General features: G+C 47.8%; 25 protein-coding genes and 1 tRNA gene. 18 read left to right on the top strand and 8 right to left on the bottom strand.

Annotated features, from left to right (window positions below):
* Positions 1-19 precede the first annotated feature (19 nt).
* From gpt to crl, 3 genes are all read left to right on the top strand, one after another.
* Positions 20-478 (top strand): xanthine phosphoribosyltransferase, encoded by a 459-nt coding sequence (gene gpt / locus ACOTYB_RS17100; protein ID WP_003863205.1) that lies wholly within the window; start codon positions 20-22, stop codon positions 476-478.
* 104 nt (positions 479-582) lie between these two features.
* On the top strand, positions 583-1,827 hold the full coding sequence (frsA, locus tag ACOTYB_RS17105) for an esterase FrsA (protein ID WP_023295967.1): 1,245 nt from the start codon (positions 583-585) through the stop codon (positions 1,825-1,827).
* A 56-nt stretch (positions 1,828-1,883) separates the two neighbouring features.
* Entirely contained in the window at positions 1,884-2,285 is a 402-nt protein-coding gene (crl, locus tag ACOTYB_RS17110) for a sigma factor-binding protein Crl (RefSeq protein WP_220153595.1), read from the top strand.
* Between the two features lie 132 nt (positions 2,286-2,417).
* Here the strand turns inward: crl and phoE are convergent, their stop codons facing one another.
* Positions 2,418-3,470, bottom strand: coding sequence for a phosphoporin PhoE (phoE, locus tag ACOTYB_RS17115; RefSeq protein ID WP_003863199.1), 1,053 nt, complete (start codon positions 3,468-3,470; stop codon positions 2,418-2,420).
* Between the two features lie 305 nt (positions 3,471-3,775).
* On the opposite strand from phoE, the gene proB reads away from it, so the two are divergent.
* The 15 genes from proB to kwaB all read left to right on the top strand — a co-directional run bounded on the left by proB (position 3,776) and on the right by kwaB (position 17,417).
* A complete protein-coding gene (gene proB / locus ACOTYB_RS17120; protein WP_015571369.1) occupies positions 3,776-4,879 on the top strand; it encodes a glutamate 5-kinase in 1,104 nt (367 codons plus the stop codon).
* A gap of 11 nt (positions 4,880-4,890) precedes the next feature.
* Complete coding sequence (gene proA, locus ACOTYB_RS17125) at positions 4,891-6,144, top strand: glutamate-5-semialdehyde dehydrogenase (RefSeq protein ID WP_023315480.1); 1,254 nt, start codon at positions 4,891-4,893, stop codon at positions 6,142-6,144.
* Between the two features lie 111 nt (positions 6,145-6,255).
* Positions 6,256-6,331: transfer RNA gene (locus ACOTYB_RS17130), tRNA-Thr, on the top strand.
* Positions 6,332-6,495: 164 nt separating this feature from the next.
* Positions 6,496-7,686, top strand: coding sequence for a tyrosine-type recombinase/integrase (locus ACOTYB_RS17135; RefSeq protein ID WP_421765849.1), 1,191 nt, complete (start codon positions 6,496-6,498; stop codon positions 7,684-7,686).
* A complete protein-coding gene (locus ACOTYB_RS17140; protein ID WP_047642329.1) occupies positions 7,676-8,473 on the top strand; it encodes a hypothetical protein in 798 nt (265 codons plus the stop codon). The genes ACOTYB_RS17135 and ACOTYB_RS17140 overlap by 11 nt, the downstream gene beginning before the upstream one ends.
* Before the next feature lie 107 nt (positions 8,474-8,580).
* Entirely contained in the window at positions 8,581-8,781 is a 201-nt protein-coding gene (locus ACOTYB_RS17145) for a helix-turn-helix transcriptional regulator (protein WP_045324665.1), read from the top strand.
* 22 nt (positions 8,782-8,803) lie between these two features.
* Positions 8,804-9,688 (top strand): hypothetical protein, encoded by an 885-nt coding sequence (locus tag ACOTYB_RS17150; protein WP_226874308.1) that lies wholly within the window; start codon positions 8,804-8,806, stop codon positions 9,686-9,688.
* 14 nt (positions 9,689-9,702) lie between these two features.
* Positions 9,703-10,707, top strand: coding sequence for a P2 family phage major capsid protein (locus tag ACOTYB_RS17155; RefSeq protein WP_047642330.1), 1,005 nt, complete (start codon positions 9,703-9,705; stop codon positions 10,705-10,707).
* A gap of 89 nt (positions 10,708-10,796) precedes the next feature.
* A complete protein-coding gene (locus ACOTYB_RS17160) occupies positions 10,797-11,369 on the top strand; it encodes a host cell division inhibitor Icd-like protein (protein ID WP_122146087.1) in 573 nt (190 codons plus the stop codon).
* Entirely contained in the window at positions 11,366-11,605 is a 240-nt protein-coding gene (locus tag ACOTYB_RS17165) for a hypothetical protein (RefSeq protein WP_421765850.1), read from the top strand. The genes ACOTYB_RS17160 and ACOTYB_RS17165 overlap by 4 nt, the downstream gene beginning before the upstream one ends.
* Positions 11,595-12,005 carry a hypothetical protein gene (locus ACOTYB_RS17170; protein ID WP_032634079.1) on the top strand — a complete coding sequence of 137 codons (411 nt, stop codon included), beginning with the start codon at positions 11,595-11,597 and terminating at the stop codon, positions 12,003-12,005. The genes ACOTYB_RS17165 and ACOTYB_RS17170 overlap by 11 nt, the downstream gene beginning before the upstream one ends.
* A complete protein-coding gene (locus ACOTYB_RS17175; RefSeq protein ID WP_032634078.1) occupies positions 12,002-14,689 on the top strand; it encodes a DUF927 domain-containing protein in 2,688 nt (895 codons plus the stop codon). The genes ACOTYB_RS17170 and ACOTYB_RS17175 overlap by 4 nt, the downstream gene beginning before the upstream one ends.
* Positions 14,690-14,966: 277 nt before the next feature.
* Positions 14,967-15,239: an ogr/Delta-like zinc finger family protein gene (locus ACOTYB_RS17180; RefSeq protein WP_023325787.1), complete on the top strand. Its 273-nt coding sequence runs from the start codon at positions 14,967-14,969 to the stop codon at positions 15,237-15,239.
* A gap of 609 nt (positions 15,240-15,848) precedes the next feature.
* Positions 15,849-16,451, top strand: a complete 603-nt coding sequence (gene kwaA, locus ACOTYB_RS17185; protein ID WP_032634077.1) for an anti-phage protein KwaA — start codon at positions 15,849-15,851, stop codon at positions 16,449-16,451.
* A gap of 9 nt (positions 16,452-16,460) precedes the next feature.
* Positions 16,461-17,417, top strand: coding sequence for an anti-phage protein KwaB (gene kwaB, locus ACOTYB_RS17190; protein WP_050597351.1), 957 nt, complete (start codon positions 16,461-16,463; stop codon positions 17,415-17,417).
* A gap of 686 nt (positions 17,418-18,103) precedes the next feature.
* Here kwaB and ACOTYB_RS17195 read toward each other — a convergent pair.
* The 7 genes from ACOTYB_RS17195 to ACOTYB_RS17225 form a co-directional block, all read right to left on the bottom strand.
* Complete coding sequence (locus tag ACOTYB_RS17195; RefSeq protein ID WP_007791075.1) at positions 18,104-18,469, bottom strand: TA system toxin CbtA family protein; 366 nt, start codon at positions 18,467-18,469, stop codon at positions 18,104-18,106.
* 35 nt (positions 18,470-18,504) lie between these two features.
* On the bottom strand, positions 18,505-18,843 hold the full coding sequence (locus ACOTYB_RS17200) for a type IV toxin-antitoxin system YeeU family antitoxin (RefSeq protein WP_409248962.1): 339 nt from the start codon (positions 18,841-18,843) through the stop codon (positions 18,505-18,507).
* A gap of 15 nt (positions 18,844-18,858) precedes the next feature.
* Positions 18,859-19,080: a DUF987 family protein gene (locus ACOTYB_RS17205; RefSeq protein ID WP_007791078.1), complete on the bottom strand. Its 222-nt coding sequence runs from the start codon at positions 19,078-19,080 to the stop codon at positions 18,859-18,861.
* Positions 19,077-19,577 carry a RadC family protein gene (radC, locus tag ACOTYB_RS17210; protein ID WP_050555520.1) on the bottom strand — a complete coding sequence of 167 codons (501 nt, stop codon included), beginning with the start codon at positions 19,575-19,577 and terminating at the stop codon, positions 19,077-19,079. Before radC ends, ACOTYB_RS17205 begins: the two co-directional genes overlap by 4 nt.
* Positions 19,578-19,606: 29 nt before the next feature.
* Positions 19,607-20,425: a DUF932 domain-containing protein gene (locus ACOTYB_RS17215; RefSeq protein WP_058690954.1), complete on the bottom strand. Its 819-nt coding sequence runs from the start codon at positions 20,423-20,425 to the stop codon at positions 19,607-19,609.
* 99 nt (positions 20,426-20,524) lie between these two features.
* Entirely contained in the window at positions 20,525-21,202 is a 678-nt protein-coding gene (locus ACOTYB_RS17220; protein ID WP_058690953.1) for a hypothetical protein, read from the bottom strand.
* 286 nt (positions 21,203-21,488) lie between these two features.
* The gene (locus ACOTYB_RS17225) at positions 21,489-22,382 is read right to left on the bottom strand and encodes a GTPase family protein (protein ID WP_032977003.1); all 894 of its coding nucleotides are present in this window, start codon (positions 22,380-22,382) and stop codon (positions 21,489-21,491) included.
* Positions 22,383-22,778 lie beyond the last annotated feature (396 nt).

Raw genomic sequence — 22,778 nt, forward strand, 5'->3', positions numbered from 1 at the left:
ACAGGCTGGGACACTTCACATGAGCGAAAAATACGTCGTCACCTGGGACATGTTGCAGATTCACGCACGCAAACTGGCTGCGCGTCTGATGCCTTCCGAACAGTGGAAAGGCATTATTGCCGTCAGCCGTGGCGGTCTGGTACCGGGGGCGCTGCTGGCACGTGAGCTGGGTATTCGTCATGTCGATACCGTATGTATCTCCAGCTACGATCACGACAACCAGCGCGAACTGAAAGTGCTAAAACGCGCGGAAGGCGACGGTGAAGGCTTTATCGTTATCGACGATCTGGTGGATACCGGCGGTACTGCGGTGGCTATCCGCGAAATGTATCCAAAAGCGCACTTCGTCACTATCTTCGCGAAACCAGCGGGTCGCCCACTGGTTGATGATTACGTCATTGATATCCCGCAGGATACCTGGATTGAACAGCCATGGGATATGGGCGTGGTCTTCGTACCGCCTATCTCTGGCCGTTAATTTCAGTACGTAACTTTACACGCCCGGTTATGCCGGGCGTTGTTCTTTTTACCCTGCCACGCGTTACAATGGTCTTCATATGACGTATCCATGGAGGCAACGCAATGACGCAGGCGAATCTCACCGAAACTCTCTTCAAACCCCGTTTCAAGCACCCTGAAACGTCGACGCTGGTGCGTCGGTTTAATCCGGGGACAATGCCTGCCGTTCAGTCAGCGTTAGACGGTAAAAACGTGCCCCACTGGTATCGAATGATTAACCGCCTGATGTGGATCTGGCGCGGCATCGATCCGCGTGAAATCCTCGACGTGCAGGCGCGTATCGTGATGAGCGAGTCCGAGCGTACCGACAGCGATCTCTACGATACGGTGGTGGGCTACCGTGGTGGAAACTGGATCTACGAATGGTCAAAGCAGGCCATGCTCTGGCAGCAAAAAGCGAGCCAGGAAGAAGATGCCACTCTCAGCGGCAAGCACTGGCTGCATGCGGCAAACCTTTACAGCATCGCTGCATATCCGCATCTTAAAGGCGACGAACTGGCAGAGCAGGCGCAGGCGCTGGCAAACCGGGCTTATGAAGAGGCTGCGCAGCGGTTGCCTGGCCGGATGCGTGAAATTGAGTTCGCCATTCCCGGCGGCAGCCCGGTGACCGGATTCCTGCATATGCCGGAGGGGGAAGGGCCGTTCCCGACGGTTCTGATGTGCGGTGGACTGGACTCGTTACAAATTGACTATTACAGCCTGTATGAGCGCTACTTTGCCCCAAACGGAATCGCCATGCTCACGCTTGATATGCCTTCCATTGGTTTTTCATCCAAATGGAAACTTACGCAAGACTCCAGCCTGCTGCATCAGCATGCTTTAAAAGCGCTGGAGAATATCCCCTGGGTTGATCACACCCGGGTTGGCGCGTTTGGCTTCCGCTTTGGCGCTAACGTCGCGGTACGGCTTGCCTACCTTGAATCTTCACGCCTGAAGGCCGTCGCCTGTCTTGGTCCGGTGGTGCATGCTCTGTTAAGCGATCCTGCGCGTCAGGGTAGCGTTCCTGAGATGTATCTGGACGTACTGGCGAGCCGACTTGGCATGCATGATGCTTCAGACGAAGCGTTGCGCATTGAACTTAATCGTTATTCATTAAAAACGCAGGGCTTACTCGGCCGCCGCTGCCCAACCCCGATGATGTCCGGTTTCTGGAAGAACGATCCGTTTAGCCCGGAAGAGGAGTCACGCTTAATCACGTCGTCATCTTCTGATGGTAAATTGCTGGAGGTGCCCTTCAGCCCGGTGTACCAGAATTTTGACAAAGCGCTGAAAGAGATCACACGCTGGATCACGCAGAGATTGTGTTAATAGTTTGCTAAATTTCGTTGGTTTGGTAAAACAGTGCTTCACAAAAGGAGATCGCAATGACGTTACCGAGTGGACACCCGAAAAGTAGACTGATTAAGAAGTTCATGGCTCTTGGCCCGTATATTCGAGAAGAGCAGTGTGAAGAGAATCGCTTTTTTTTCGACTGCCTGGCTGTTTGCGTCAACGTGAAGCCTGCACCCGAAAAACGTGAGTTCTGGGGCTGGTGGATAGAAATGGAAGCGCAGGAAAACCGTTTTACCTATACCTATCAGTTTGGCCTGTTTAATAAAGACGGGCACTGGCAGGCGACGAGCATCAAAGATCAGGAAGTGATCGATCGCCTGGAGCATACGCTAAAAGAATTTCACGGCAGAGCTCGCGACCTGCTGGCAACATTGGATCTGAAGCTGGAGCCTGCGGACGATTTTTCCAGCGAAGCGGTGAAACTGAGAGCCTGATGATGTCCCAGCGCCGGGTGGCGGCTACGCCTTACCCGGTCTGAAAAATGTACTATCCCGTACGCCCGGTAAGCACAGCGTCACCGGGCACAAAAAAACCGGCTCAGCGCCGGTTTTTTTATTACCACAACATCAGAACTGGTAGGTCATGCCCAGCGCAACGATATCATCGCTGCTTACGCCCAGTTTATTATCGTCATCGATCTGGTTGATTTTATAATCAACAAACGCAGACATATTTTTGTTGAAATAATATGTCGCACCTACGTCGATGTATTTCACGATATCTTCATCGCCGATACCTTCGATATCTTTGCCTTTAGACTGCACGTAACCCAGAGATGGACGCAGACCAAAGTCAAACTGATATTGCGCGACCACTTCGAAGTTTTGCGCTTTATTTGCAAAGCCACCGGAAATAGGGGCCATATTGCGGGTTTCGGAATAGATAGTGGCCAGATAAATATCATTGGCATCATATTTCAAACCGGTTGCCCAGCCTTCTGCTTTTTTACCTTCGCCGCGTGCCTGAAGGTTTTGCTCGTTGGTGCGGTCGGAGCTGGCATACGCACCAATCACAGAAAAATCGCTGCCGCCGAAGTCATAGCTCAGGGAGGTACCGAAGCCGTCACCGTTTTGCTTCTTCACGTCGCGGTTTTCATTTTTGCCCTGGTATTGCAGGGTCATATTCAGGCCGTCAACCAGGCCAAAGAAATCGGTATTACGGTATGTGGCCAGACCGGAGGCGCGTTTCGTCATGAAGTTATCGGTCTGTGCCAGGCCGTCACCGCCGAACTCCGGGAACATATCGGTGTATGCGGCGACGTCATACAGCGCGCCCAGGTTACGGCCATAATCCAGTGAGCCGAAGTCTTTCAGTTTCAGCCCGGCAAATGCCAGACGTGTTTTTTGAGAAGAGTCGCTTTCAGCTTTGTTACCCGCGAACTCAGCTTCCCAACGTCCGTAGCCCGTCAGCTGATCGTTAATCTGCGTTTCACCCTTAAAGCCGAAACGAACATAAGTCTGGTCACCATCCTTAGCGTCATCATCACTGATGTAGTGCATTGCTTTTACTTTGCCGTACACGTCCAGTTTATTCCCGTTTTTATTATAAACTTCTGCTGCCTGAACAGATGCGGAAGCAACTACGCCCATTACCACTAATGCCAGAGTGCTCTTTTTCATTTTCAATCCTGATTTTATAAAAACGCGCTAATATTCGCTGAGTAATAAGATTCGGCTTATTACCCCGTGAAAAACAGGAAGGGTTTTATCGTTCGTGGGTGAAAGTTTTATGACAAAGTAAGAATATGTCTAAAAAAGTATGTTTTAATTTTTCGGTAATAAAATTGTCAAAATCTGCCGCTACGCTTCCTGATCCCGCGCAACAAAGTGACGGGTCATGCGCTAAGGCAGTTGGCAACGGGGCTGACACCTGTTAAAACGTCTGACTGACATCATTTTCCCTTATTGTTGAACGGCAGAGAATCATGAGTGACAGCCAGACGCTGGTGGTAAAACTCGGTACCAGTGTGTTAACAGGCGGATCGCGCCGCCTGAATCGTGCCCATATCGTTGAGCTTGTACGTCAGTGCGCTCAGTTGCATGCCGCAGGGCATCGTATTGTAATTGTGACATCCGGGGCGATTGCCGCCGGGCGTGAACACCTGGGCTACCCCGAACTCCCCGCGACGATCGCTTCCAAACAGCTGCTGGCCGCCGTGGGACAAAGCCGACTCATACAGCTCTGGGAACAACTGTTCTCCATCTACGGCATTCACGTCGGGCAGATGCTGCTGACGCGTGCGGATATGGAAGACAGAGAACGTTTCCTGAATGCCCGCGATACGCTGCGCGCGCTGCTGGATAACCATATCGTTCCGGTCATTAACGAAAACGACGCTGTTGCCACCGCTGAAATCAAAGTGGGCGACAACGATAACCTCTCTGCGCTGGCGGCGATCCTGGCAGGGGCCGATAAGCTGCTGCTTCTGACCGATCAGCAGGGGCTGTTTACCGCTGATCCGCGCTCTAATCCACAGGCTGAACTGATCAAAGACGTTCACGGCATTGACGATGCGCTGCGCGCCATCGCGGGTGACAGCGTTTCTGGTCTGGGGACCGGCGGTATGGGCACCAAGCTCCAGGCCGCGGACGTGGCGTGCCGGGCCGGCATCGACACCATCATCGCCGCGGGCAGCCGTCCGGGCGTGATAGGTGATGTGATGGAAGGCATCTCTGTAGGCACTCGCTTCCACGCCCAGGCGTCCCCGCTGGAAAACCGCAAACGCTGGATCTTTGGCGCGCCCCCGGCTGGCGAACTGACCGTGGATGAAGGCGCGACCGCCGCTATTCTGGAAAGAGGAAGCTCGTTACTTCCAAAAGGAATTAAAAGCGTGACAGGCAACTTCTCGCGTGGTGAAGTGATCCGAATCCGTAACCTTGAAGGTCGCGACATCGCTCATGGCGTAAGTCGTTATAACAGCGACGCGCTGCGTCGGATTGCTGGTCACCATTCCCAGCAGATCGACGCCATCCTGGGCTATGAATATGGCCCGGTTGCCGTGCATCGTGACGACATGATTATTCGTTAAGGAGCCAGAACATGCTGGAACAAATGGGCGCAGCCGCGAAAGCCGCCTCGTATAAACTGGCGCTCCTTTCCAGCCGCGAGAAAAACCGCGTGCTGGAAAAAATCGCTGATTATCTGGAATCTCAGTCGCAGGAAATTTTGCTCGCCAACGAGCAGGATCTGCTGGAAGCGCGTCGCAACGGCTTGAGCGAAGCGATGCTCGACCGTCTGGCGCTGACCCCGGCGCGTTTGAAAGGTATTGCCGACGACGTCCGTCAGGTGTGCAACCTCGCCGACCCGGTAGGGCAGGTGATTGACGGTGGGGTGCTCGACAGCGGGTTACGCCTTGAACGTCGTCGCGTGCCGCTTGGCGTCATTGGGGTGATTTACGAAGCGCGTCCAAACGTGACGGTGGATGTCGCCTCCCTGTGCCTGAAGACCGGTAACGCCGCGATCCTGCGTGGCGGGAAAGAGACCTGGCGCACCAACGCCGCGACGGTAAATGTCATTCAGCAGGCGCTGGAGGAGTGTGGTTTACCGGCGGGTGCCGTGCAGGCGATTGAAAGCCCCGACCGTGCTCTGGTTAACGAGATGCTGCGCATGGACAAATACATCGACATGCTCATCCCACGCGGCGGTGCGGGCCTGCACAAGCTGTGCCGCGAGCAATCTACCATTCCGGTGATCACCGGTGGTATTGGCGTATGCCATATCGTGGTGGATGACACCGCGGAGGTAGAACCTGCGCTGAAGATTATCGTCAACGCTAAAACCCAGCGTCCAAGCACCTGTAATACGGTAGAAACGCTGTTGGTGCATCAGGGCATCGCCAGTACCTTCCTGCCAGCGCTGAGCAAGCAGATGGCGGAAAGTGGCGTCACGCTGCATGCGGACGAGAAGGCTTTCGCCCTGCTGAAAGACGGTCCGGCGAAGGTCGTTCCGGTTAACGCGGAGCAGTACGACGATGAGTATTTGTCGCTGGATCTGAACGTGAAGGTAGTTGCGGATCTCGATGACGCTATTGCGCACATTCGTGAACACGGAACCCAGCATTCTGACGCGATCCTGACGCGCACCCTGCGCAATGCCGATCGGTTTGTGAATGAAGTGGATTCGTCTGCGGTTTACGTCAATGCCTCGACGCGCTTTACCGATGGCGGCCAGTTTGGTCTGGGCGCGGAGGTGGCGGTGAGCACACAGAAGCTGCACGCCCGCGGTCCGATGGGGCTGGAAGCGCTGACCACCTACAAGTGGATCGGCTTTGGTGATGATACCATTCGTGCGTAAATAATCGCGGGTGATGCAAAAATAGCCGTTTGATTCAAAAGGGCATTGACGCATCACCCGGTTAGATCTACTCTTTTGCCCCGTGGTTACGCTCGTAACCGGCCTTTCAGGGCCGATATAGCTCAGTTGGTAGAGCAGCGCATTCGTAATGCGAAGGTCGTAGGTTCGACTCCTATTATCGGCACCATCCCCTAGTTTTTTCAAGTCAACTCACATCAACAAATTCCTTTTAAAACATAGGTTTTACGTTGTTTTCAGTCATTTGACGTCAACCTCTATCTATTGAAATCAACATGCCTTTGGGGGCACAATCAGGGGCATATTCTGTTCGGTCTAGGAAATGTGCCCCCAATGATGCTGAATGCCCGAAAGGTTGAAGCCGCGAAAGGAAAAGAGAAGAGCTACAAGCTGTCTGATGGAGGTGGTCTGTATCTTCAAGTAGAACCCAATGGCTCGCGTTACTGGCGTATGAAGTACCGTTTTGCTGGCAAAGAGAAGCGTTTATCTTTTGGTGTCTATCCAACGGTTTCTTTGGCTGATGCCAGGCAAAAGCGTGAAGACGCAAAGAAATTGCTCGCAGCCGGTGAAGACCCTGGCGAAGTGAAGAAAGCCAAAAAACATGCTTTAACCGCTGCTACAGAGATACTCAATCCATTCAAAGAAGTGGCGTTAGAGTGGCACAAAATGAAGTCACCTAAATGGTCTGAAGGCTACGCTTCAGACATCATTGAGGCATTTGAGAAAGACATCTTCCCGCAGATTGGCCATCGACCCATTGCTGATATTAAGCCCCTAGAGCTGCTTGAAGTTCTGAGATTAATAGAAGCCAGAGGAGCAATGGAAAAAGCGAAGAAAGTCCGTCAACGATGCGGTGAAGTATTCCGCTATGCCATCGTAACAGGTCGAGCGATCTACAACCCGGCACCGGATCTTGCCAGTGCAATGCAAGGGCACGAAGCAGTTCACTATCCATTCCTGAAAGCTAACGAGCTGCCGGAGTTCTTTACTGCTCTTAATGCTTATTCAGGAAGTCCGATTGTATTACTGGGTGCATATTTGCTCATCTTAACAGGTCTCAGAACTGGAGAGTTACGAGCAGCGGAATGGCGTGAGGTGGATTTTGAGAACGCACTGTGGGAAATCCCTAAAGAACGCATGAAAATGCGTAGGGCTCATATTGTACCGCTATCAAGACAAGCATTAGCTCATCTCGGGCGATTGAAAGAACTGACAGGCAACTATCCGCTCATGTTTCCTGGACGCAACGATCCCAGTAAGTGCATGAGTGAAGCCAGCATCAACCAAGTTTTTAAACGTATTGGATATGCTGGTCTTGTGACGGGGCATGGATTCAGGCATACGATGAGTACGATTCTACACGAGAAAGGTTTTAACAGTGCTTGGATTGAGACCCAGCTTGCACATTTGGATAAAAATTCTATTCGTGGGATTTACAACCATGCTCAATATTTAGAAGGGCGCAGGAAAATGATGCAATGGTATGCAGATTTTATTGAGGGAATTAATCTTAATGGCAAATAAATTTACTCCTTTAAAATTATTTCGCACGCATTATAAAGTGGCTGAAGTTGCTAAGATACTAAGTTGTGAAGAAGAAGATATTTTGTATCTGGCCGGGGAGAACGATTTTTTGTTCTCAGCCTATGTCGGCAGGGAGGGTAACTTCTCAAAGCATCGAGTAAGAAATATAAATGAATTTATTAATCATATTGATTCATTGGATAAGGACGATGAGGGTTATAGTTATATTAGCCAATATAGTCTCATAAAAATATATGAAGTAAAAAATGATAAAAATTTAGTTATTGCACGTATCAAAGGTTATTTTAAATATCCGCCAAAAGTCCAAAAGGACTTTATCTTTTTTAGTGGTCAATTTCCAGATTACCCTTCACTTCTCGTTCCAGCTGGGAAAGTGTTTTCAAATAATGTTAAATTTATCCAGATGGACTGGAAAAATTCGGATGGCTTTTTTTTGGAGCATGATGGGTATCTTGAAAGCGAGGACGTTCGAAAGCTTCATAACATCATTAATAATGAGTCATCGTCTACTGATGTATATAAAACGCTATCAATTGCTCAACAAGAGCGACATGCAGCAAAAAGAAATCAAGTTTTGAGTGTGGCCATTTATCTTTATAAAGAAAATTCGAATGTTAAAAAAGAAAACGCTACAGCATTAACAGAGCTTATCTTCACCCGAGCCGATGAATTTTGGCCTGATAAGAAAGAACCTCCGTTGTCTTTCGCAGTAATTAGTAAGTTGATTTCAAGTATTTTCAAAAAACCTGTTTTTACAAATAATTAACATTATTGGCGAGTAAGTTTTTTTTACTTACTCGCCTTTTTTACATCCAAACCAAGTGCTTTAATCCTCTCCGTTGACACGAATAGATGAATTGAGAGGAACGAATCATGGCGCTCACTGATACTCGCCCTAGTGCAGACTCACTAATTGATATGAAGTATATCACCTCTGATTGCTTGTTTACTGATAAGTGGATTTATAAGCTGATCTCTCTTGGTAAATTCCCGAAGCCGATTAAGTTAGGACGAATGTCAAGGTGGCGTGCTGGTGATTATTATGCCTGGAGAGATAGTCACACATCTAATTAAAATTGTTAAGAATAGGACCAATATGACTAATATGACATCTATTAAACTCCCAATGGAGGGTAAATCCTTTTATCCTTCTCTTAAATGCGAACAAGTTACGGTATTAGATACTTATAAGGTCAGTATCTTCAATGAAGGATATGGTGATTCTGCATGTATAATAAGAATCATCGAGATCTTTATGTTAAATAAACTGCGTCATAAAGGAGAGGAATTACGTTCTTTAACAGGGCTAACAATCCCCGATACGGAAGCGACTGCCGATGAAATCAATCTCTTAATGAGTCGACTTGAGGTGCTATGTCAGCGTGAAGAAGAAGAGTTATCCTTCCGACAAAAGGATGTTAGCTCTGCCGAGTACGCATTAAAAAATGCAGGGTTGAATGTTAACTCCAGAACAGTTTCTGAAGTAAAAAACAAAAATGCCGTGAAAGGGGCGCGTGATGCCTATGAACGACAGTACAATTCTGCATTTTTACGACAGAAAGAGCAGCAAACCCGGGTAAGTCTCTTCAGAGGATTCGGAAGTTTGTTACTTGAAGAGGCTGAACATATCGGGAAGAACGTTAGTAAAAAATATCTTAACTCGTTTTCCAGACCGTTAACTTCTCCCGCTGAGTTTATTAACGTTTTAAACGATGCGACTTTAGTTCGGGATGTGAGATTTATCTTGGATGCTCTATGTGCACTGGATAATGCAGTTGAGCACATTCTTAAATGTTGTGCATACCCAAATGACCGTTACGAACTGGAAAGAGGTGGGATAAGTCGAACTATGGCCTATCGGGAGTACTACCGCGCTGAAAATGCCATTCTTCGCTCCGTAGTAAGCGATCGTGAATATGCAGAGCATGCTGTTAAATATAATCAGCTCTCTGAATACAAGAAAAAAATATTTCGTAAATAATAAAAGGATAAATCATGTACGCATTCAAAGCCGAAAGGCCGGACGCTGCACGCCGTTATCACAGTAAATTCGTATCTGGCACAAATTACCAGGAATCTTCAAACAGAAGATTTGCATTAAGCAAACCAACAGAAAATATTTTGCGAAGCTCAATTCTTGAGTCTGGTTGGTTAATCAATAATATCACTTTGCGTGATGTTAATGCTGTTTCAGGTAATGCCATTAATATTGGAGCCAGCGAGTTACATACAGGACGAGTTCACGGTGGCAGATTCCGTAAGATGTTAGCGATAAATGGCACTGAATTTTTTCTGTCCGAAACTGACACGTGTGCACGAATCAGCTATTTAGATATGTCACATATTTATCATACAGGTGCTCAGGGCGAATTTGATAAATCGGTCAGTGCGTTTTTTAGTCAGGCTTATGCACTTGATATGTTGCGGGTTGGTTTTAATGGAGAGTCAATTGCCGATACGACTGATCCAGAGATGAATAAAAAAGGTGAAGACGTAAATATCGGGTGGCATGCGCTGGCAAAAAATTATCAGGGTGGTCAACAAGTCTTAACTACTCCTGTAACCCTTGGAGATACCGGGGAATGGAAGAATCTCGACCTGCTTGCTAATCACCTCATTACAAAGCTGATTGCCGAACCTTATCGTGAAGATCCACGCTTGGTGGTTCTTGTGGGTGCCGAGCTTGCTGCTAAACAGCGACTTAAGCTCTTCAACGCGGCTGATCGCCCGGCTGATGTGAATGCTGCGCAAATGGCAGTCAGTTCGGTTGCCGGACGGTTTGCTTTTATCCCGCCGTTCATGCCGGGAAAACGTCTTGCGGTCACTACGCTGGATAATCTGCACATTTATACCCAGTCCCGAACCCGATCATTCCGGGCTGAGTTTGATGATGAGAAAAGTGAATACGTTAATTCTTATCTTCGCAATGAAGGCTATGCGCTGGGGGAGCCTGAGCTTTATGCCGCTGTGGATGAGAGCGCTGTAACTTTTTCCGACTGATGCTGATGAAATAAAAAGACCCGCTAACAAGCGGGTCTGATTCACAGCAAAGGAAAACGAAAAACTTAACTTCAAACTGAGGTTTAAGCATGTCAGGATTTAGAAGAATCTTCAATAAACTAAATTCGGTTATAAATTCCTTGCGCCTTGCTAATTGCTCGGGCTATATTCTCTCCGTTGCCGCAAAATCGGCAACCGGGCGTGGAAACCCGAGTAATCTAACGGCGACACCAGACGCGCCTTGCGTCTTTTTTTGTGTCCGTGCCTTTGCGCACCTGCTATTTGTACAGTGGTGTCTATGCCGCTGTAGCTTTAGTGTAATGGTGGCCCAGGTGGGGCTGACTTCGGTCAGGCCGGTATCCGTTAGAGCCGGTATTTCCACCCCCGTCTGGGCTACCACCAGTGAGCGTGGAAACTCCGGTGGTAGCGTTACCCGCTATCTAACGGAGACTGCCACCATGGCTACGATCCCTGCTTTGCCTCACCCTCAATTTACCTTTGTATTTCTCGCTGTTCGCCGTTCTGACTGTGCCGCACGTCCATTCGCTGTGCGTACTGTTGCAACCTGCGAGCGTGATGCACGTCTGAAACTCGTTGCCGATTTTGTACTGAGCTTCGCCGCACGTATTCCGATGAACAATTTCGGAGAGGTGAACGCATGAGCCATTTATCTATCACTAAACATGGTTGCACCTTGACTGAAGCGGGCGAAAGCCGTCTTTTACGAGTTGCTCAGGCCAGCGATTTTCTTGCCGAAATTCTTTCAATGCCTGTAATGAGCGGAACGAAAACGATTTCAGCTGAAGGTGCCGCAGCGCTAATGGCATGTATTGCAGAACAGCTGGAAGGTGTAGTGAAGGAAACCAGCACCATGAAAGGAGAAAGCGATGCACGCTAATATCGCGATCAACTCAACAGAATTTCGGGCGGCATTTCTGCGTTCCTGCATTGCTGACGCCTATATCTCCCTGATGCTGCGGATTAATGGGGAAGCTGTGTATATCGAGGATGGCGAGCGTATCGAGCTGACACCTGAGAGTGTGGCCATGAATATTCTTTATCACATTGAAGCACCCTGGATTAACGAATTCGGCCAGGAAGAGGGGCATCGCCTGGCGTGTGACGTTCTGGAGCGAATGCTGTCACCCGGTTACATGGCTGAAAATATTCGCCTTTCCGCATTTGGTGTTTCTGAGCTACGCGAAGTGTACCGGGACATCGTTTTCGGTGCGCCCGATGGAGAAGTACCTCCTGGTTTCAGCATTACCACTGCGGGAGTCGGGGAGGTACTGTTATGAAAGTTCAGTCTGTATCTGCGGTTTCGGGGGCAGCAAACGGGCGATGGCCACACATCCTTTCCGCATTAGGGATTAATGTTCCTTCCGCCCGACGCCACGGTGCCTGTCCGGCCTGCGGCGGAAAAGATCGCTTCCGTCTTGATGACAAAGAGGGGCGCGGAACATGGTTCTGTAATCAGTGCGGCAATGGCGATGGCCTTGATTTAGTCCGTCTGGTGACAGGGCGCTCAGTGAAGGAGGTCGCGGGAATGGTCTCTGAGGTTCTGGCATTACCTGAAGTACAGGATAAACCCGCTATGCCAGCCAGGAAAAAGGTGGCGGGAAAAGAGACCGGAGCAGACCGCTATCAGAAACTTAAAAAGTTGTCTCAAAACGGTGAATCAGCCTATCTGACCGGAAAGGGATTGCAGGGTTACTCTTTACCGCTTCTTACTGCTGCCATAAATCTGGCGGGGATGACTTTTCCAGCCGGGTCGCTGCTGCTGCCTTTAACTGACATCACCGGGAATGTTACAGGCGGTCAGCTTATTAACTCTGATGGTGATAAAAGTCTTTTACCCGGCAGTCAGCTGTCAGGCGCGTTTATTGCCGTGGCTGATGTTCCGTCTGATGCTCCAGAACAGGTCATTATCACTGAAGGATATGCCACTGCGTTGACGGTCAGCCTCCTGGCTGACGGTTGGATCGTTGCTGCCATTGCGGCCACAAATTTGGTGAAGGTTGCGGAGCAAATCCGGATTCGATGGCCGGACACCCGGATTATCCTGGCTGGAGATAACGATCTTGTTGACGGGAAAGAGAACACTGGCCGGGTATGGGCTGAAAAAGCCGCGAAAGCCGTAGATGGTTGGGTAACGCTTCCTCCGGTACGTCATAAAGCCGACTGGGATGATTATCGTCAGGAAACCGGGAAGGAAAGGGCGCGTGAAGCCTTCCGGGAGGAAATGACGTTGCACGGAAAAGGGCAAACCAGATTACCGCAGGGGTTCAGGCTCACGAAAGAATATTTGTGGTATGACAAGCTGGTGAATAAATCAGATGGTGATACTGAGATCCGTAATATCAAGATTTGCAGTCCGCTGCGTGTGACTGCTATCACCAGCGATGCTGACGGCAGTAATTATGGCCGTCTGCTGGAATGGGAGGACACCAACGGCATTAGCCGAAAATGGGCAATGCCGATGGAAATGCTGGGTGGTAGCGGAGAGGAACTGCGGCGCGTACTGCTGGTCAATGGGCTTTCTTATATCAATATCAACGGGATGGCCAGAGCGCACCTGATGGAATACATCTCCCTGTGCAAGCCCGACAGAAAAGTGACCTGCGTGAATAAAACAGGCTGGCATGGCGGCGTTTATGTTCTTCAGGATGAAGTGATCGGCAGAGAGTCACAGTCTGTCATCCTCCAGACTTCCAGCGTTCAGGGGCGTGATTTTCGTGTTACGGGCACCACGGAAGAATGGCGGGAAAATATAGGCCGCTATTGCGTCAATAATGCCCGACTGGCCTTTGCCGTAAGCCTGGCATTCGCCGCGCCGCTTCTGAAGCTGGTTGGTATAGGTGGCGGCGGTTATCACCTGAAAGGTGAATCTACAGACGGTAAAACCACGACCATGAAAGTGGCTGCTTCGGTGTGTGGTGGTACGGATTTCTGGCATACATGGCGTGCTACCGGGAACGCGCTGGAAGGAACGGCCAGCCGCCGCAATGATGCCACACTGATGCTTGATGAAATCCGCGAGGTGGATGGCAGAGAGGCGGGGAATATTGCCTACATGCTGGCGAACGGGCAGGGCAAAGCCCGCGCCCGAACTGATGGTTCGGTACGGGAAACAAACCGCTGGAATTTGTTGTTTCTTTCCACGGGGGAGCTGTCACTGGTCGAGCATGCCGCCAGTGCCGGAGAGCGAACCTACGCCGGGGTTGAAGTACGCATGATCCAGATCCCGAGTGATTCGGGCAAGCATGGGGTATTTGAGGAGCTGCACGGCTTTAGTGGTGGTAAAGCGCTGGCGGAGCATCTGGAACACGCCGTTATTCATTATCATGGCTCACCCTTCCGCGACTGGCTGCATTGTCTGACAGCCGATCTCCAGGAACTGACCAGCCAGGCGAAAGCGTTGCTGAAGGACTACACCCGCAGGCTGACCCCAGCGGATGCAGGAAACCAAGTTGGGCGTGCCGTTACCCGTTTTGCGCTGGTTGCTATGGCTGGAGAACTTGCCACACAAGCCGGGATAACCGGATGGCCTGAAGGTGAGGCGTTCAGGGCTGCTGAGTGTTGCCTGGCCTCATGGATGGCTGATCGAGGGCATACCGCGAACCAGGAGGATAAAACCGCACTGGAGCAGGTCAGGGATTATATGACACGTAACCAGTTCAGCCGCTTTGCTGACTGGCACGACGACAAGAACCGTCCACTGTCGATGATGGGGTTCAGGAAAGTGGACAAGGGCGACAACGTGACAGAATCCACTGTGACCTTCTACGTATTGCCATCTGGCTGGAAAGAAATTTGTAAAGGGTTCGATTCGCGAAAGGTAGCCAGATTGTGTGTTGAGGCGGGCTGGCTGAAAGCCGGGGAAGACGGGAGAACGCAAAACAGCGTTCGCCTGCCAGAAATAGGGCTTAAGCGGGTTTACCAGTTTAATACGCAAGTACTGGGTAGCGCCGATCCCGAATAGTTATCGCGTGAGTCTTATTTTTATGAGGTAACACTGGTAACAGAGGTAACAGGCAGTAATGACGAGGCTTGCCACTGTTACCAGTCAGAAATAGCCACTGGTAACAGTGGTAACAAAAATCAGTGTGTTACCACGCGTTACCTCTTTATTTGGCTCACTGGTAACAGATTAATTTCAATTAAATCAACGATGTTACACGTGTTACCAGTGTTACACGTTCAGAACAAGAGGGAGGGAACCAAAATCCCTTCTTCTGGCAGGCAACAGAGGTTTAGCTATGCGAGTGATGAAAATTTACTGCCCGGAGTGTATGTCTGCGGCAACGGTGAGGAAAACAAACCGAAAGCACCCCAAATTATCAGATGTGTACTGTTATTGCTCAAATGTAGAGTGTGGGCACACGTTTGTGATGAACGTTTCCTTCTCACACACGATTAGTCCCAGCGCTTTGCGCGGTCAGGGACGGATTAAAGAGCTAATGGATGCCCTGCCACCGGACGAGCGACAAAAAGCATTAGAACTCCTGATGGCAGCCAAAGAGAGTCACTGAACGGTTCGCCGGGAGTAACTAAAATTTTCCCGGCTTCGGTTCATTAAATTTCAGCAGCTTAAGAAAAAATGTCTATAAGAATCAGTTTGTTAACTTTTAAGTGTGCCGTCAGTTATCATGAAAAATCTCACCTAAAAATTTATATCCCTTTACTATCAATAGCTTAATTCAAGTGCTTACGATTTTGGAGTAAAGCTAAACTGAAAAAAGCTGAAATTCTTTTCATTCTTTTCAGTTCTCTGCTCGCTGTAAATCCCCAGTTGTGGCGCGGTCTGGCGCTATCATTTGTAAAAAATCCCAACTGAAAAATTTTTGCGATCTGAAAACCGCAGGCGGGTGCGGTGTAGTGCGATTTTGGTCATATGAAGTTTTTTTGGTCAACAATGATTCATAATTTCAACTATTAATTTTTTCATCTATTATGTGATAGACATGTTTGAATTGTGATATGAAAGAGTATATGCTCGATTTAGAGAAATATTACTGTTTTTGTGTTCCAATTGAATAGTGTTGATGTGCCTATAGAACTGGTATTCTATATTTTTATTTTTTGGGAGATATTATTAGTATTTATATTTTTACAAAAGTATTAGTTATAAAGGTGTTAATATGAAAAATGATTCAAAAGAAACAAAGGAGTATGTTAGGCGTAAAATTGATTTATATATTCTATCGCTGGCTATTTTATTCTGTTTTTTCATTTTTATTACATTAAGATTCCCTGTATGTTTTGGTGCTAAATGTGAGTTTATCGGCTGGTCTTTGTTATTGAAAAATAATGTTGTTCCCTTGGTATGTCTTGGGTTGCTCATTTATTGTTGGATTGCCTACCGTAGATTTAAATATGATACTAATAAAACTGTAGAGCTCCCATTAAAAATAATAAAGATAGAGAAAATAAATTACGAGCATCTAACTTTCTTAGCTACATATATTATTCCGTTAATTACCTTTGATTTTGAAAAAGAGAGATATGTTATCGTTCTGGCAGTTCTCTTAATAATCATGGGGGTGATTTATATTAAAACGGATTTGTTTTATGCCAATCCTTCCTTGGCTTTATTGGGGTTTAATATTTATAAGTTGGACGTTAGTATAACTGGAGGTATTAATAAAACAGGGTTGATATTAATTACTAGGCGACAATTGAAAGAAAATGACATGGTAAGTTATATTGTGCTTGATGAAAGAGTTTACTATTCTGGAGATTAAGGATTAAGTATGTCACCACAGCAAATGGATAAGAAAGACTTAGATGACAATCTGAGTTATTATATAAATAATAAAGATGATGTTTCTGTAATTATTTACGCTATTCTTAAAAGCAGCCCTGACGCATATCGTATGGATATCGAAGCGAGCGCTCAGGATAGCTTAAAAGAGTTATTTTTAGATAGTATTAAGAATAATATCATTGATGATGGCGATCTTAGTGTTTTGCCTCTATCGTCAGCGGATGAAAGAAATAATGTTATTTATCAATATGATATAGGATGGCCTGATGAGTTAACCTCTATGCAAAATATGCTTGGACAACCAGGTGAAGCCGTTTTTGATTTCAAAACACAACAAATAGAAGATATCAGAGTATTGCTAGTTTGCATTGGTAATGCAGATCAGCAAATTGTACTCTACAAAACCATGGCTCCAGTTAATATTTTCTCTCGTACTGGTTTTTTTCTAAAAAAATCAGCTACAAGACTTGAAGAAATTAAGGATGACTTCTTCAGGGTAAGTGATAACTTCCAAATTATTAAAGTAGAAAATGATTTATATGTAGTGGATCTTAAATTAATCGAAAAAATGTTTGGTTTTCATGAGGTTATTAAAAAAGAAGCCACTCTTGGCATGACTGCCATTGAAGGGATGAATATTATCACTGATATAGAGGTGATAAAAGAGTTAATAGATGATATAAAATATGCGCGAAAGTTAACTAGAATAGCAAAATCTTCTCCAGTTATATTAGCCAAGATTGAAAATGAAAAAATTATTGAGTTTTGTAAGACCTATCCTGTATTAATCAACAGAATAAGATTTAACGAAGATGGTACAAAAATCGCCCTTGATACTAAAGTTTCAAAAGATCTGTTTATTAAAATATTGATGGATGACTTTTTAACTTCGCAACTGACTCAGTTCTATTATGAAAGCCTTGCAAAGGATGCGGTAAAGTAGCTGCAGACAATGCAAAAAATAGCTGATAAATATTGTGGTGATATTTTCACCACAATTGAATATTCTCATGTATTGACGAATAATGTGCGGATTTTCATTAATCATAGTGAATCATGAAAAATATAAACTATCTTTTTATATAAGCTATAACAGCTTTGTATTTTTTGTTTTGACACATGCTCTATGAATCTCAATGAAGGTGTAGCCACAAACAAGGTGGGGGGGGCATTTTAGGGGGCATTATTTCGTTGTTAATTTTTTTTTGTTATATAAAACAATGCACTGAGGCTGTGTTTTGCTCCTATTATCGCACCATTTAAATCAAGTGGTTAGGTAAATATCCTCCTTCTTTTCACAAACCAGCCTTAATCAATGTAACGGCGGGTGTAAGTGAATTTAATCTACGTTAATCAACGCAAAATTCTTCTCAGCGATCTAGTTTTCCTCAGGTAGCCAGCCAAACGTTGGGCTATTTTCTCCCTGATTTTTACGAATAAAATTCATGTTATAGCTATTCCCGCTATTAGTAGCGGGAATAGCTATAGCTGTGTTTATGTGCAAACAAAAAAACGCCAGCGTTAGAAAGGCTGGCGCGGGTGGTGGGATTAGGAGAATGAAGTGTTATACATCGGCTACAGATGCATATTTCTCGGGTGGGGCTGGAATAATCATCGTAAATGTCTCTCCTAGAGAAGGTGACCAGTAGTGATATTGCTGATGGATTTATAACCCTGACGTTTCATCAATCCAGTGGCCCGGCGGGCACGAAGAATGTCGATACTGCTGATGAAGGGAGACTGCTCCATAATCGTAAATCCACTACGGTCAGTACGTACCAGCTCATATTTTTCGACGATAAAATTCACTGCGTTGCTGAGTGAGATACCAGCATTGATATGTTCACGAATAGTGCTTTCATCGCTGAACGGAGTGTCATTAAGGGTTAGACCATAGTGTTGTGCCAGAAGATGTTTGAGTAGTATCTGCCAGACCTCGATAGGCGACAGGCGTGACGAAACAGGCACCGTGGTCGGTGCAGTTGAAATTTGCATGCGTTGAGTCCTGATAAACGAGTATTGAGGAGGTTCTAGCTAGTTTCTGATTGAGGATAAATTACGATGTAAACGTAACCGCAACTCCCCAACGTATCTGACTCGCAGGCGAAACCGTTGCGGGTATGGATGTATTGTTTAGCCTCACGTGGGTCGAGTTTGCCGCTAAGCAGAGCGGTTTCCATATCCTGGGTTAATGCCGGGAAGATCGCATCCAGCGCTGTGGATTGTTCCGGGCTGAATGTGCCGAGAAGCGTGGCACGGTCGGCCAGAAAATGCAGCCGTCGACCTTCCTGAACTAACCGGACGCTGAATGATGGAACGGTTTGACTGTGTAAACCCCAAACGTGTTCCTGAACAGGTTCTTTAGTCATCGTGATATTCCAGACTTATCGTAGCGTCACGCTACGCAGGATGGCATACGGGCCGTCGCGGTCCTGACGACGTTCAGCAAAAACGGCTAGTACGCCGCTGATATCCTGGACGTGGCGACCGGTGTAATGGCAGACGCTACCGGTCCAGCGGTAACGACCTTTACAGTACGTTGCCAGACGTGAACCGGGCGTTTGGCGGTAAAGCATCATCGCCTGGCGCTTGCTGATGATTTTCATAGCCATCCCCGCTCGGCAAACGAGACGATCTCTCGGTGGCCGATGATGAGATGGTCGAGAACCCGCACATCAACCAGTAACAGCGTGTTTTGCAGGTTGCTGGTGAGCAGTCGGTCTGCCCTGCTGGGCTCTGCCATGCCGGAGGGATGGTTATGCGCGAGGATCACCGCTGCTGCGTTATGCCGCAGAGCTGCCTTTACGATTTCGCGAGGATGGACCTCAGTATGGTTGATGGTGCCGGTGAACAGAGTTTCGCAGGCCAGCAACTGATGCTGGTTATCCAAAAACAGAGCGACAAACTCTTCCCGCTCCAGCACAGCCATCTTTAACCGCAACCAGTCACGGGTTTCGGTTGCGGAGAGGAATGACACGCCGGGCTGTCGCAGGTGTTTATCCAGCAGGTTCAAGGCCCTTTGAATTGTTCGCTGTGCATATGGCGTTAAGGCTAGTGGTACGGCGGGAGCGGATGCGGGTATCAGTGATATTACAGTGCTCATTTATCCTCCTTTTTCAGTCGGCAGTCTCTTCAGCCCAGCGCCTGCTGCATTTGCTCAGCCATCACCCACAAAGCACGGTTAAGCTTCAGATCGCCATCGATCCCTTTCACTGCGCGGGTATGGCTACGCTTGCCTTGGGCAGTACGAGCGCTCAAACCACCTTTTATCAGGTTTTCCTGTAGCCGATTGAACACGGTCCACAGATCGCTGGATTCGTCCTGCCAGCGACGTGGCGCAAGGATTTGTTCTTCGGTTACTGGCTGATGCTCCTCTCCAAAACGATAGGTCAACGCCGCTTTCGCAAATGCTTGTTGAGCCGGAGGGGGAAGCATGAGGCTTTGCATTGAGTCACGCTTTTCTTCAATTCGGTCAAAAACCCCAAGCACTTCATAAGCTCCTTCAATCACTTTCTCTACCACGTTTCCTTTATGCGGTACTCGCACCTCGCCAAAACTCTCACCGCATATCAGCCCGTTCTGGCAAACCGCGCGAAATAATCCCGGCAGCATCTGGTAAGAACTTGAACCATCGTGGCTGTTCAGTAGGATGATTTCTGGCACCTGCTTACCCGTGATTTGGCCTTCCCGACGCAGACGAAGCATGTGTTTAGTGTGCTCACGTTTACCGGGATCGCGAACACGGGCCTGACAGGCGAAGAACGGCTGAAAACCTTCCCGTTGCAGGCTTTCAAGTAGAGTAATAGTTGGAATGCAGGTATATCGTTCACTACGGGATTCATGCTTTTCAGCGCTGAATACACTGGGAACGTGGTTCATCATTTCATCGTGCGTTAATGGACGGTCGCGACGGATAAGATTGACCCTGCCAAAGCGGGAAGCTAAGCGCATAGATAACTCCTTTTCTGAATTCATCGGCATAAAATGAAAAAGGCCATGCTCCCGAAAGAACATGACCTCTGATACTGCTAACGGCGTTATTCGAATATGTTAACGACCCATATATTCTACTTTTGCACTGGTGGCCTTGCCATCATTGCCTACAGTGACCACTACCTTGTCGTAGGTTCGATATCCAGCATTGTAGACTTCAAATACCACTGTATTTCCCTTCACTTCATAGCTGCCAAAATCAGCGGCCTCAGCGGTTTCGCTGTCATACTCTTTTGTATACGCCTGTTTGGCTGCTTTCATGACTGAACCTTTATTTATCTCTGGTGAACTGCTCCCGGCGCTGGTGGGAAGAGCAGAGACGTATTTCGGGCAGACGCTCATCATGTCGCCACGGGTGAAAGTCATCTGTCCGCCAAAAACTTGCAGGGTTGAAACCTCCTGGCTGGCAATGGAGACAATTGCCTTTTTAGCTGCCGTAGTAGCCTGCCCCCCTTCGACTTCAACTGCTTTAAATCCTGTTTGCTGGTTGCACATCTGGGAAGTGGGAACCATATTGCCGTTGACACTAATGCGGCTCCCCATTAATTCCTGAGGACCATTAGGGCAACCTTGAAGCTGTCCGAATATGCCAATAGTGTCATTTTTCAGCATCACCAGCGCTTGACCATTATCAGTCATGGTCTGACACCAGCCGTTTTTCACAGCCCAATTACCAGCCTGAGCCGATACGGAAGCGGCAGATAACACAATTGCAATGGCTGTCTGAATTTTCATATATCACCTTGTGGGTTGATCAGGAGTAGTCACGAGGGGATAACAAGCGGATAAAACGCTGATGTGTGATTAATGTCCATGTCGTTATTCCTGTCTCCCTACCTGCCAGACTCCTGAAGACTTCTGTGAGGAAAATACCCTTGTTTTTGATAGGTAAAAGCGATCAATAGAGGGATGATTTATCGATTTTTTAATAGATAAAAACGATCGATATTTAATTATCGAACGTTTTTACAGATCAATAAACTAGTTTTTAACAGTCAATTTTTGGCCCTGAATACCGCATTCAGCCGAAGAGTTTGTCCCAGAGGCCAGTAGCTAACTGCACCAATTTTTCACGTAACCGGCATAGCAAAGCCCGCCAGCATGACGGCAGCGAGTTTTGGTCCATCACGGAATCAAAAGCGCTACCAGCTAATTCACCAAATCGCTGCCGCACGGCAGAGTCGCTTTCAGCGCTTTTATGGTCAGATTTCAGCTGCCGATAGACTGCGCTACTGGCCCGCGTAGGCAAGGCATGTACCATCAGCTCCACCAGAGCTGACAGGTTGTAGCCGGTATGTGCGGATACAGGCATTACAGGAAAAGAGGAGGGGAGCTGTACGGCAACCAGTGAGCTGATAGCGGCCAGAGACAGGCACTGCTCTGCATCGGGGAGCACCTGCCATTCTTTTCCATCGGGTACTGGTGGTACACGGTCAGCTTGGGACAGCACAAATAGAAATCTCGATGGGTCGGCACTGGCGTTCAGCAGAGCCCGATGTGTGGCGATATCCGTTGCCCGTGCACGGTCGTCGGCTCTGATGACCCAGATAATCAAATCCAGTTCAGCGAGTAGTTGCTGATACATTGAGAGATAGGCTTCATCCTTTTCTGGAGTCTCTCCCACTCCAGGCAAATCAACCAGCGTCATGCTGCGTGCACCAACAGTCAGCACCAGCCGCTGAGGTTCGTGGGTGCAGGCCATGAGATCACTGGTAAGACATACCGGTTGCTGGAATAGAGCATTACAGAGTGAAGATTTACCGGCACCAGTTTTACCCATGATGCCGATTACGGGTTCGTAATGAATTGCGTGCTGGAGTCTGGAAAGAATTCGATCGCAAGCGTGTTGGGATAAGAATGAAAGCGAGGATCGTAGGGCATCGCTGGCGGACTGCGTGTCGGGGGAATCGGACATAGTTTACTCCTGTGAAATGATAGCGCCGGGATCAGATATTCCGACTATTCACAGGGGTAATGAGGGCATGAAATTTTCTGGAATCTTTTAAAAAAGCAACAAGTGTTTAGATTACGGACTGACCATGATAGTGCTTGTTCATACTCCTCCTCATGAGACCTTGGTCAGAGACGGTGTTAAGTCTGTACTGTATTACTTTTAGTAGTAGGCCGGTCAATGTCTGTTGAAATCGTGCCGTATCGCTGGTGCGTGGGAATCTTCCGGCAATGCCACGTCGATTACCTGCAACATCAGGTCGCGCAGTCTCTGAGCAAGACAGTGACGACAAACAGCCACTTTGTGAGATGGATCATAGGCATGGTTTAGCTCTCTGTTACGATGAGCCGTTACCTTCGT

It is taken from the genome of Enterobacter cloacae complex sp. IR5450 (assembly GCF_049238665.1).
Classification (GTDB): Bacteria; Pseudomonadota; Gammaproteobacteria; order Enterobacterales; family Enterobacteriaceae; genus Enterobacter; species Enterobacter hormaechei_C.

What these genes read in the sequence shown, in the direction of transcription:
- gpt (WP_003863205.1), top strand. Translation starts at nt 20, where the DNA reads ATGAGCGAAAAATACGTCGTCACCTGGGACATGTTGCAGATTCACGCA.
- frsA (WP_023295967.1), top strand. Translation starts at nt 583, where the DNA reads ATGACGCAGGCGAATCTCACCGAAACTCTCTTCAAACCCCGTTTCAAG.
- crl (WP_220153595.1), top strand. Translation starts at nt 1,884, where the DNA reads ATGACGTTACCGAGTGGACACCCGAAAAGTAGACTGATTAAGAAGTTC.
- phoE (WP_003863199.1), bottom strand. Translation starts at nt 3,470, where the DNA reads ATGAAAAAGAGCACTCTGGCATTAGTGGTAATGGGCGTAGTTGCTTCC.
- proB (WP_015571369.1), top strand. Translation starts at nt 3,776, where the DNA reads ATGAGTGACAGCCAGACGCTGGTGGTAAAACTCGGTACCAGTGTGTTA.
- proA (WP_023315480.1), top strand. Translation starts at nt 4,891, where the DNA reads ATGCTGGAACAAATGGGCGCAGCCGCGAAAGCCGCCTCGTATAAACTG.
- ACOTYB_RS17135 (WP_421765849.1), top strand. Translation starts at nt 6,496, where the DNA reads ATGATGCTGAATGCCCGAAAGGTTGAAGCCGCGAAAGGAAAAGAGAAG.
- ACOTYB_RS17140 (WP_047642329.1), top strand. Translation starts at nt 7,676, where the DNA reads ATGGCAAATAAATTTACTCCTTTAAAATTATTTCGCACGCATTATAAA.
- ACOTYB_RS17145 (WP_045324665.1), top strand. Translation starts at nt 8,581, where the DNA reads ATGGCGCTCACTGATACTCGCCCTAGTGCAGACTCACTAATTGATATG.
- ACOTYB_RS17150 (WP_226874308.1), top strand. Translation starts at nt 8,804, where the DNA reads ATGACTAATATGACATCTATTAAACTCCCAATGGAGGGTAAATCCTTT.
- ACOTYB_RS17155 (WP_047642330.1), top strand. Translation starts at nt 9,703, where the DNA reads ATGTACGCATTCAAAGCCGAAAGGCCGGACGCTGCACGCCGTTATCAC.
- ACOTYB_RS17160 (WP_122146087.1), top strand. Translation starts at nt 10,797, where the DNA reads ATGTCAGGATTTAGAAGAATCTTCAATAAACTAAATTCGGTTATAAAT.
- ACOTYB_RS17165 (WP_421765850.1), top strand. Translation starts at nt 11,366, where the DNA reads ATGAGCCATTTATCTATCACTAAACATGGTTGCACCTTGACTGAAGCG.
- ACOTYB_RS17170 (WP_032634079.1), top strand. Translation starts at nt 11,595, where the DNA reads ATGCACGCTAATATCGCGATCAACTCAACAGAATTTCGGGCGGCATTT.
- ACOTYB_RS17175 (WP_032634078.1), top strand. Translation starts at nt 12,002, where the DNA reads ATGAAAGTTCAGTCTGTATCTGCGGTTTCGGGGGCAGCAAACGGGCGA.
- ACOTYB_RS17180 (WP_023325787.1), top strand. Translation starts at nt 14,967, where the DNA reads ATGCGAGTGATGAAAATTTACTGCCCGGAGTGTATGTCTGCGGCAACG.
- kwaA (WP_032634077.1), top strand. Translation starts at nt 15,849, where the DNA reads ATGAAAAATGATTCAAAAGAAACAAAGGAGTATGTTAGGCGTAAAATT.
- kwaB (WP_050597351.1), top strand. Translation starts at nt 16,461, where the DNA reads ATGTCACCACAGCAAATGGATAAGAAAGACTTAGATGACAATCTGAGT.
- ACOTYB_RS17195 (WP_007791075.1), bottom strand. Translation starts at nt 18,469, where the DNA reads ATGCAAATTTCAACTGCACCGACCACGGTGCCTGTTTCGTCACGCCTG.
- ACOTYB_RS17200 (WP_409248962.1), bottom strand. Translation starts at nt 18,843, where the DNA reads ATGACTAAAGAACCTGTTCAGGAACACGTTTGGGGTTTACACAGTCAA.
- ACOTYB_RS17205 (WP_007791078.1), bottom strand. Translation starts at nt 19,080, where the DNA reads ATGAAAATCATCAGCAAGCGCCAGGCGATGATGCTTTACCGCCAAACG.
- radC (WP_050555520.1), bottom strand. Translation starts at nt 19,577, where the DNA reads ATGAGCACTGTAATATCACTGATACCCGCATCCGCTCCCGCCGTACCA.
- ACOTYB_RS17215 (WP_058690954.1), bottom strand. Translation starts at nt 20,425, where the DNA reads ATGCGCTTAGCTTCCCGCTTTGGCAGGGTCAATCTTATCCGTCGCGAC.
- ACOTYB_RS17220 (WP_058690953.1), bottom strand. Translation starts at nt 21,202, where the DNA reads ATGAAAATTCAGACAGCCATTGCAATTGTGTTATCTGCCGCTTCCGTA.
- ACOTYB_RS17225 (WP_032977003.1), bottom strand. Translation starts at nt 22,382, where the DNA reads ATGTCCGATTCCCCCGACACGCAGTCCGCCAGCGATGCCCTACGATCC.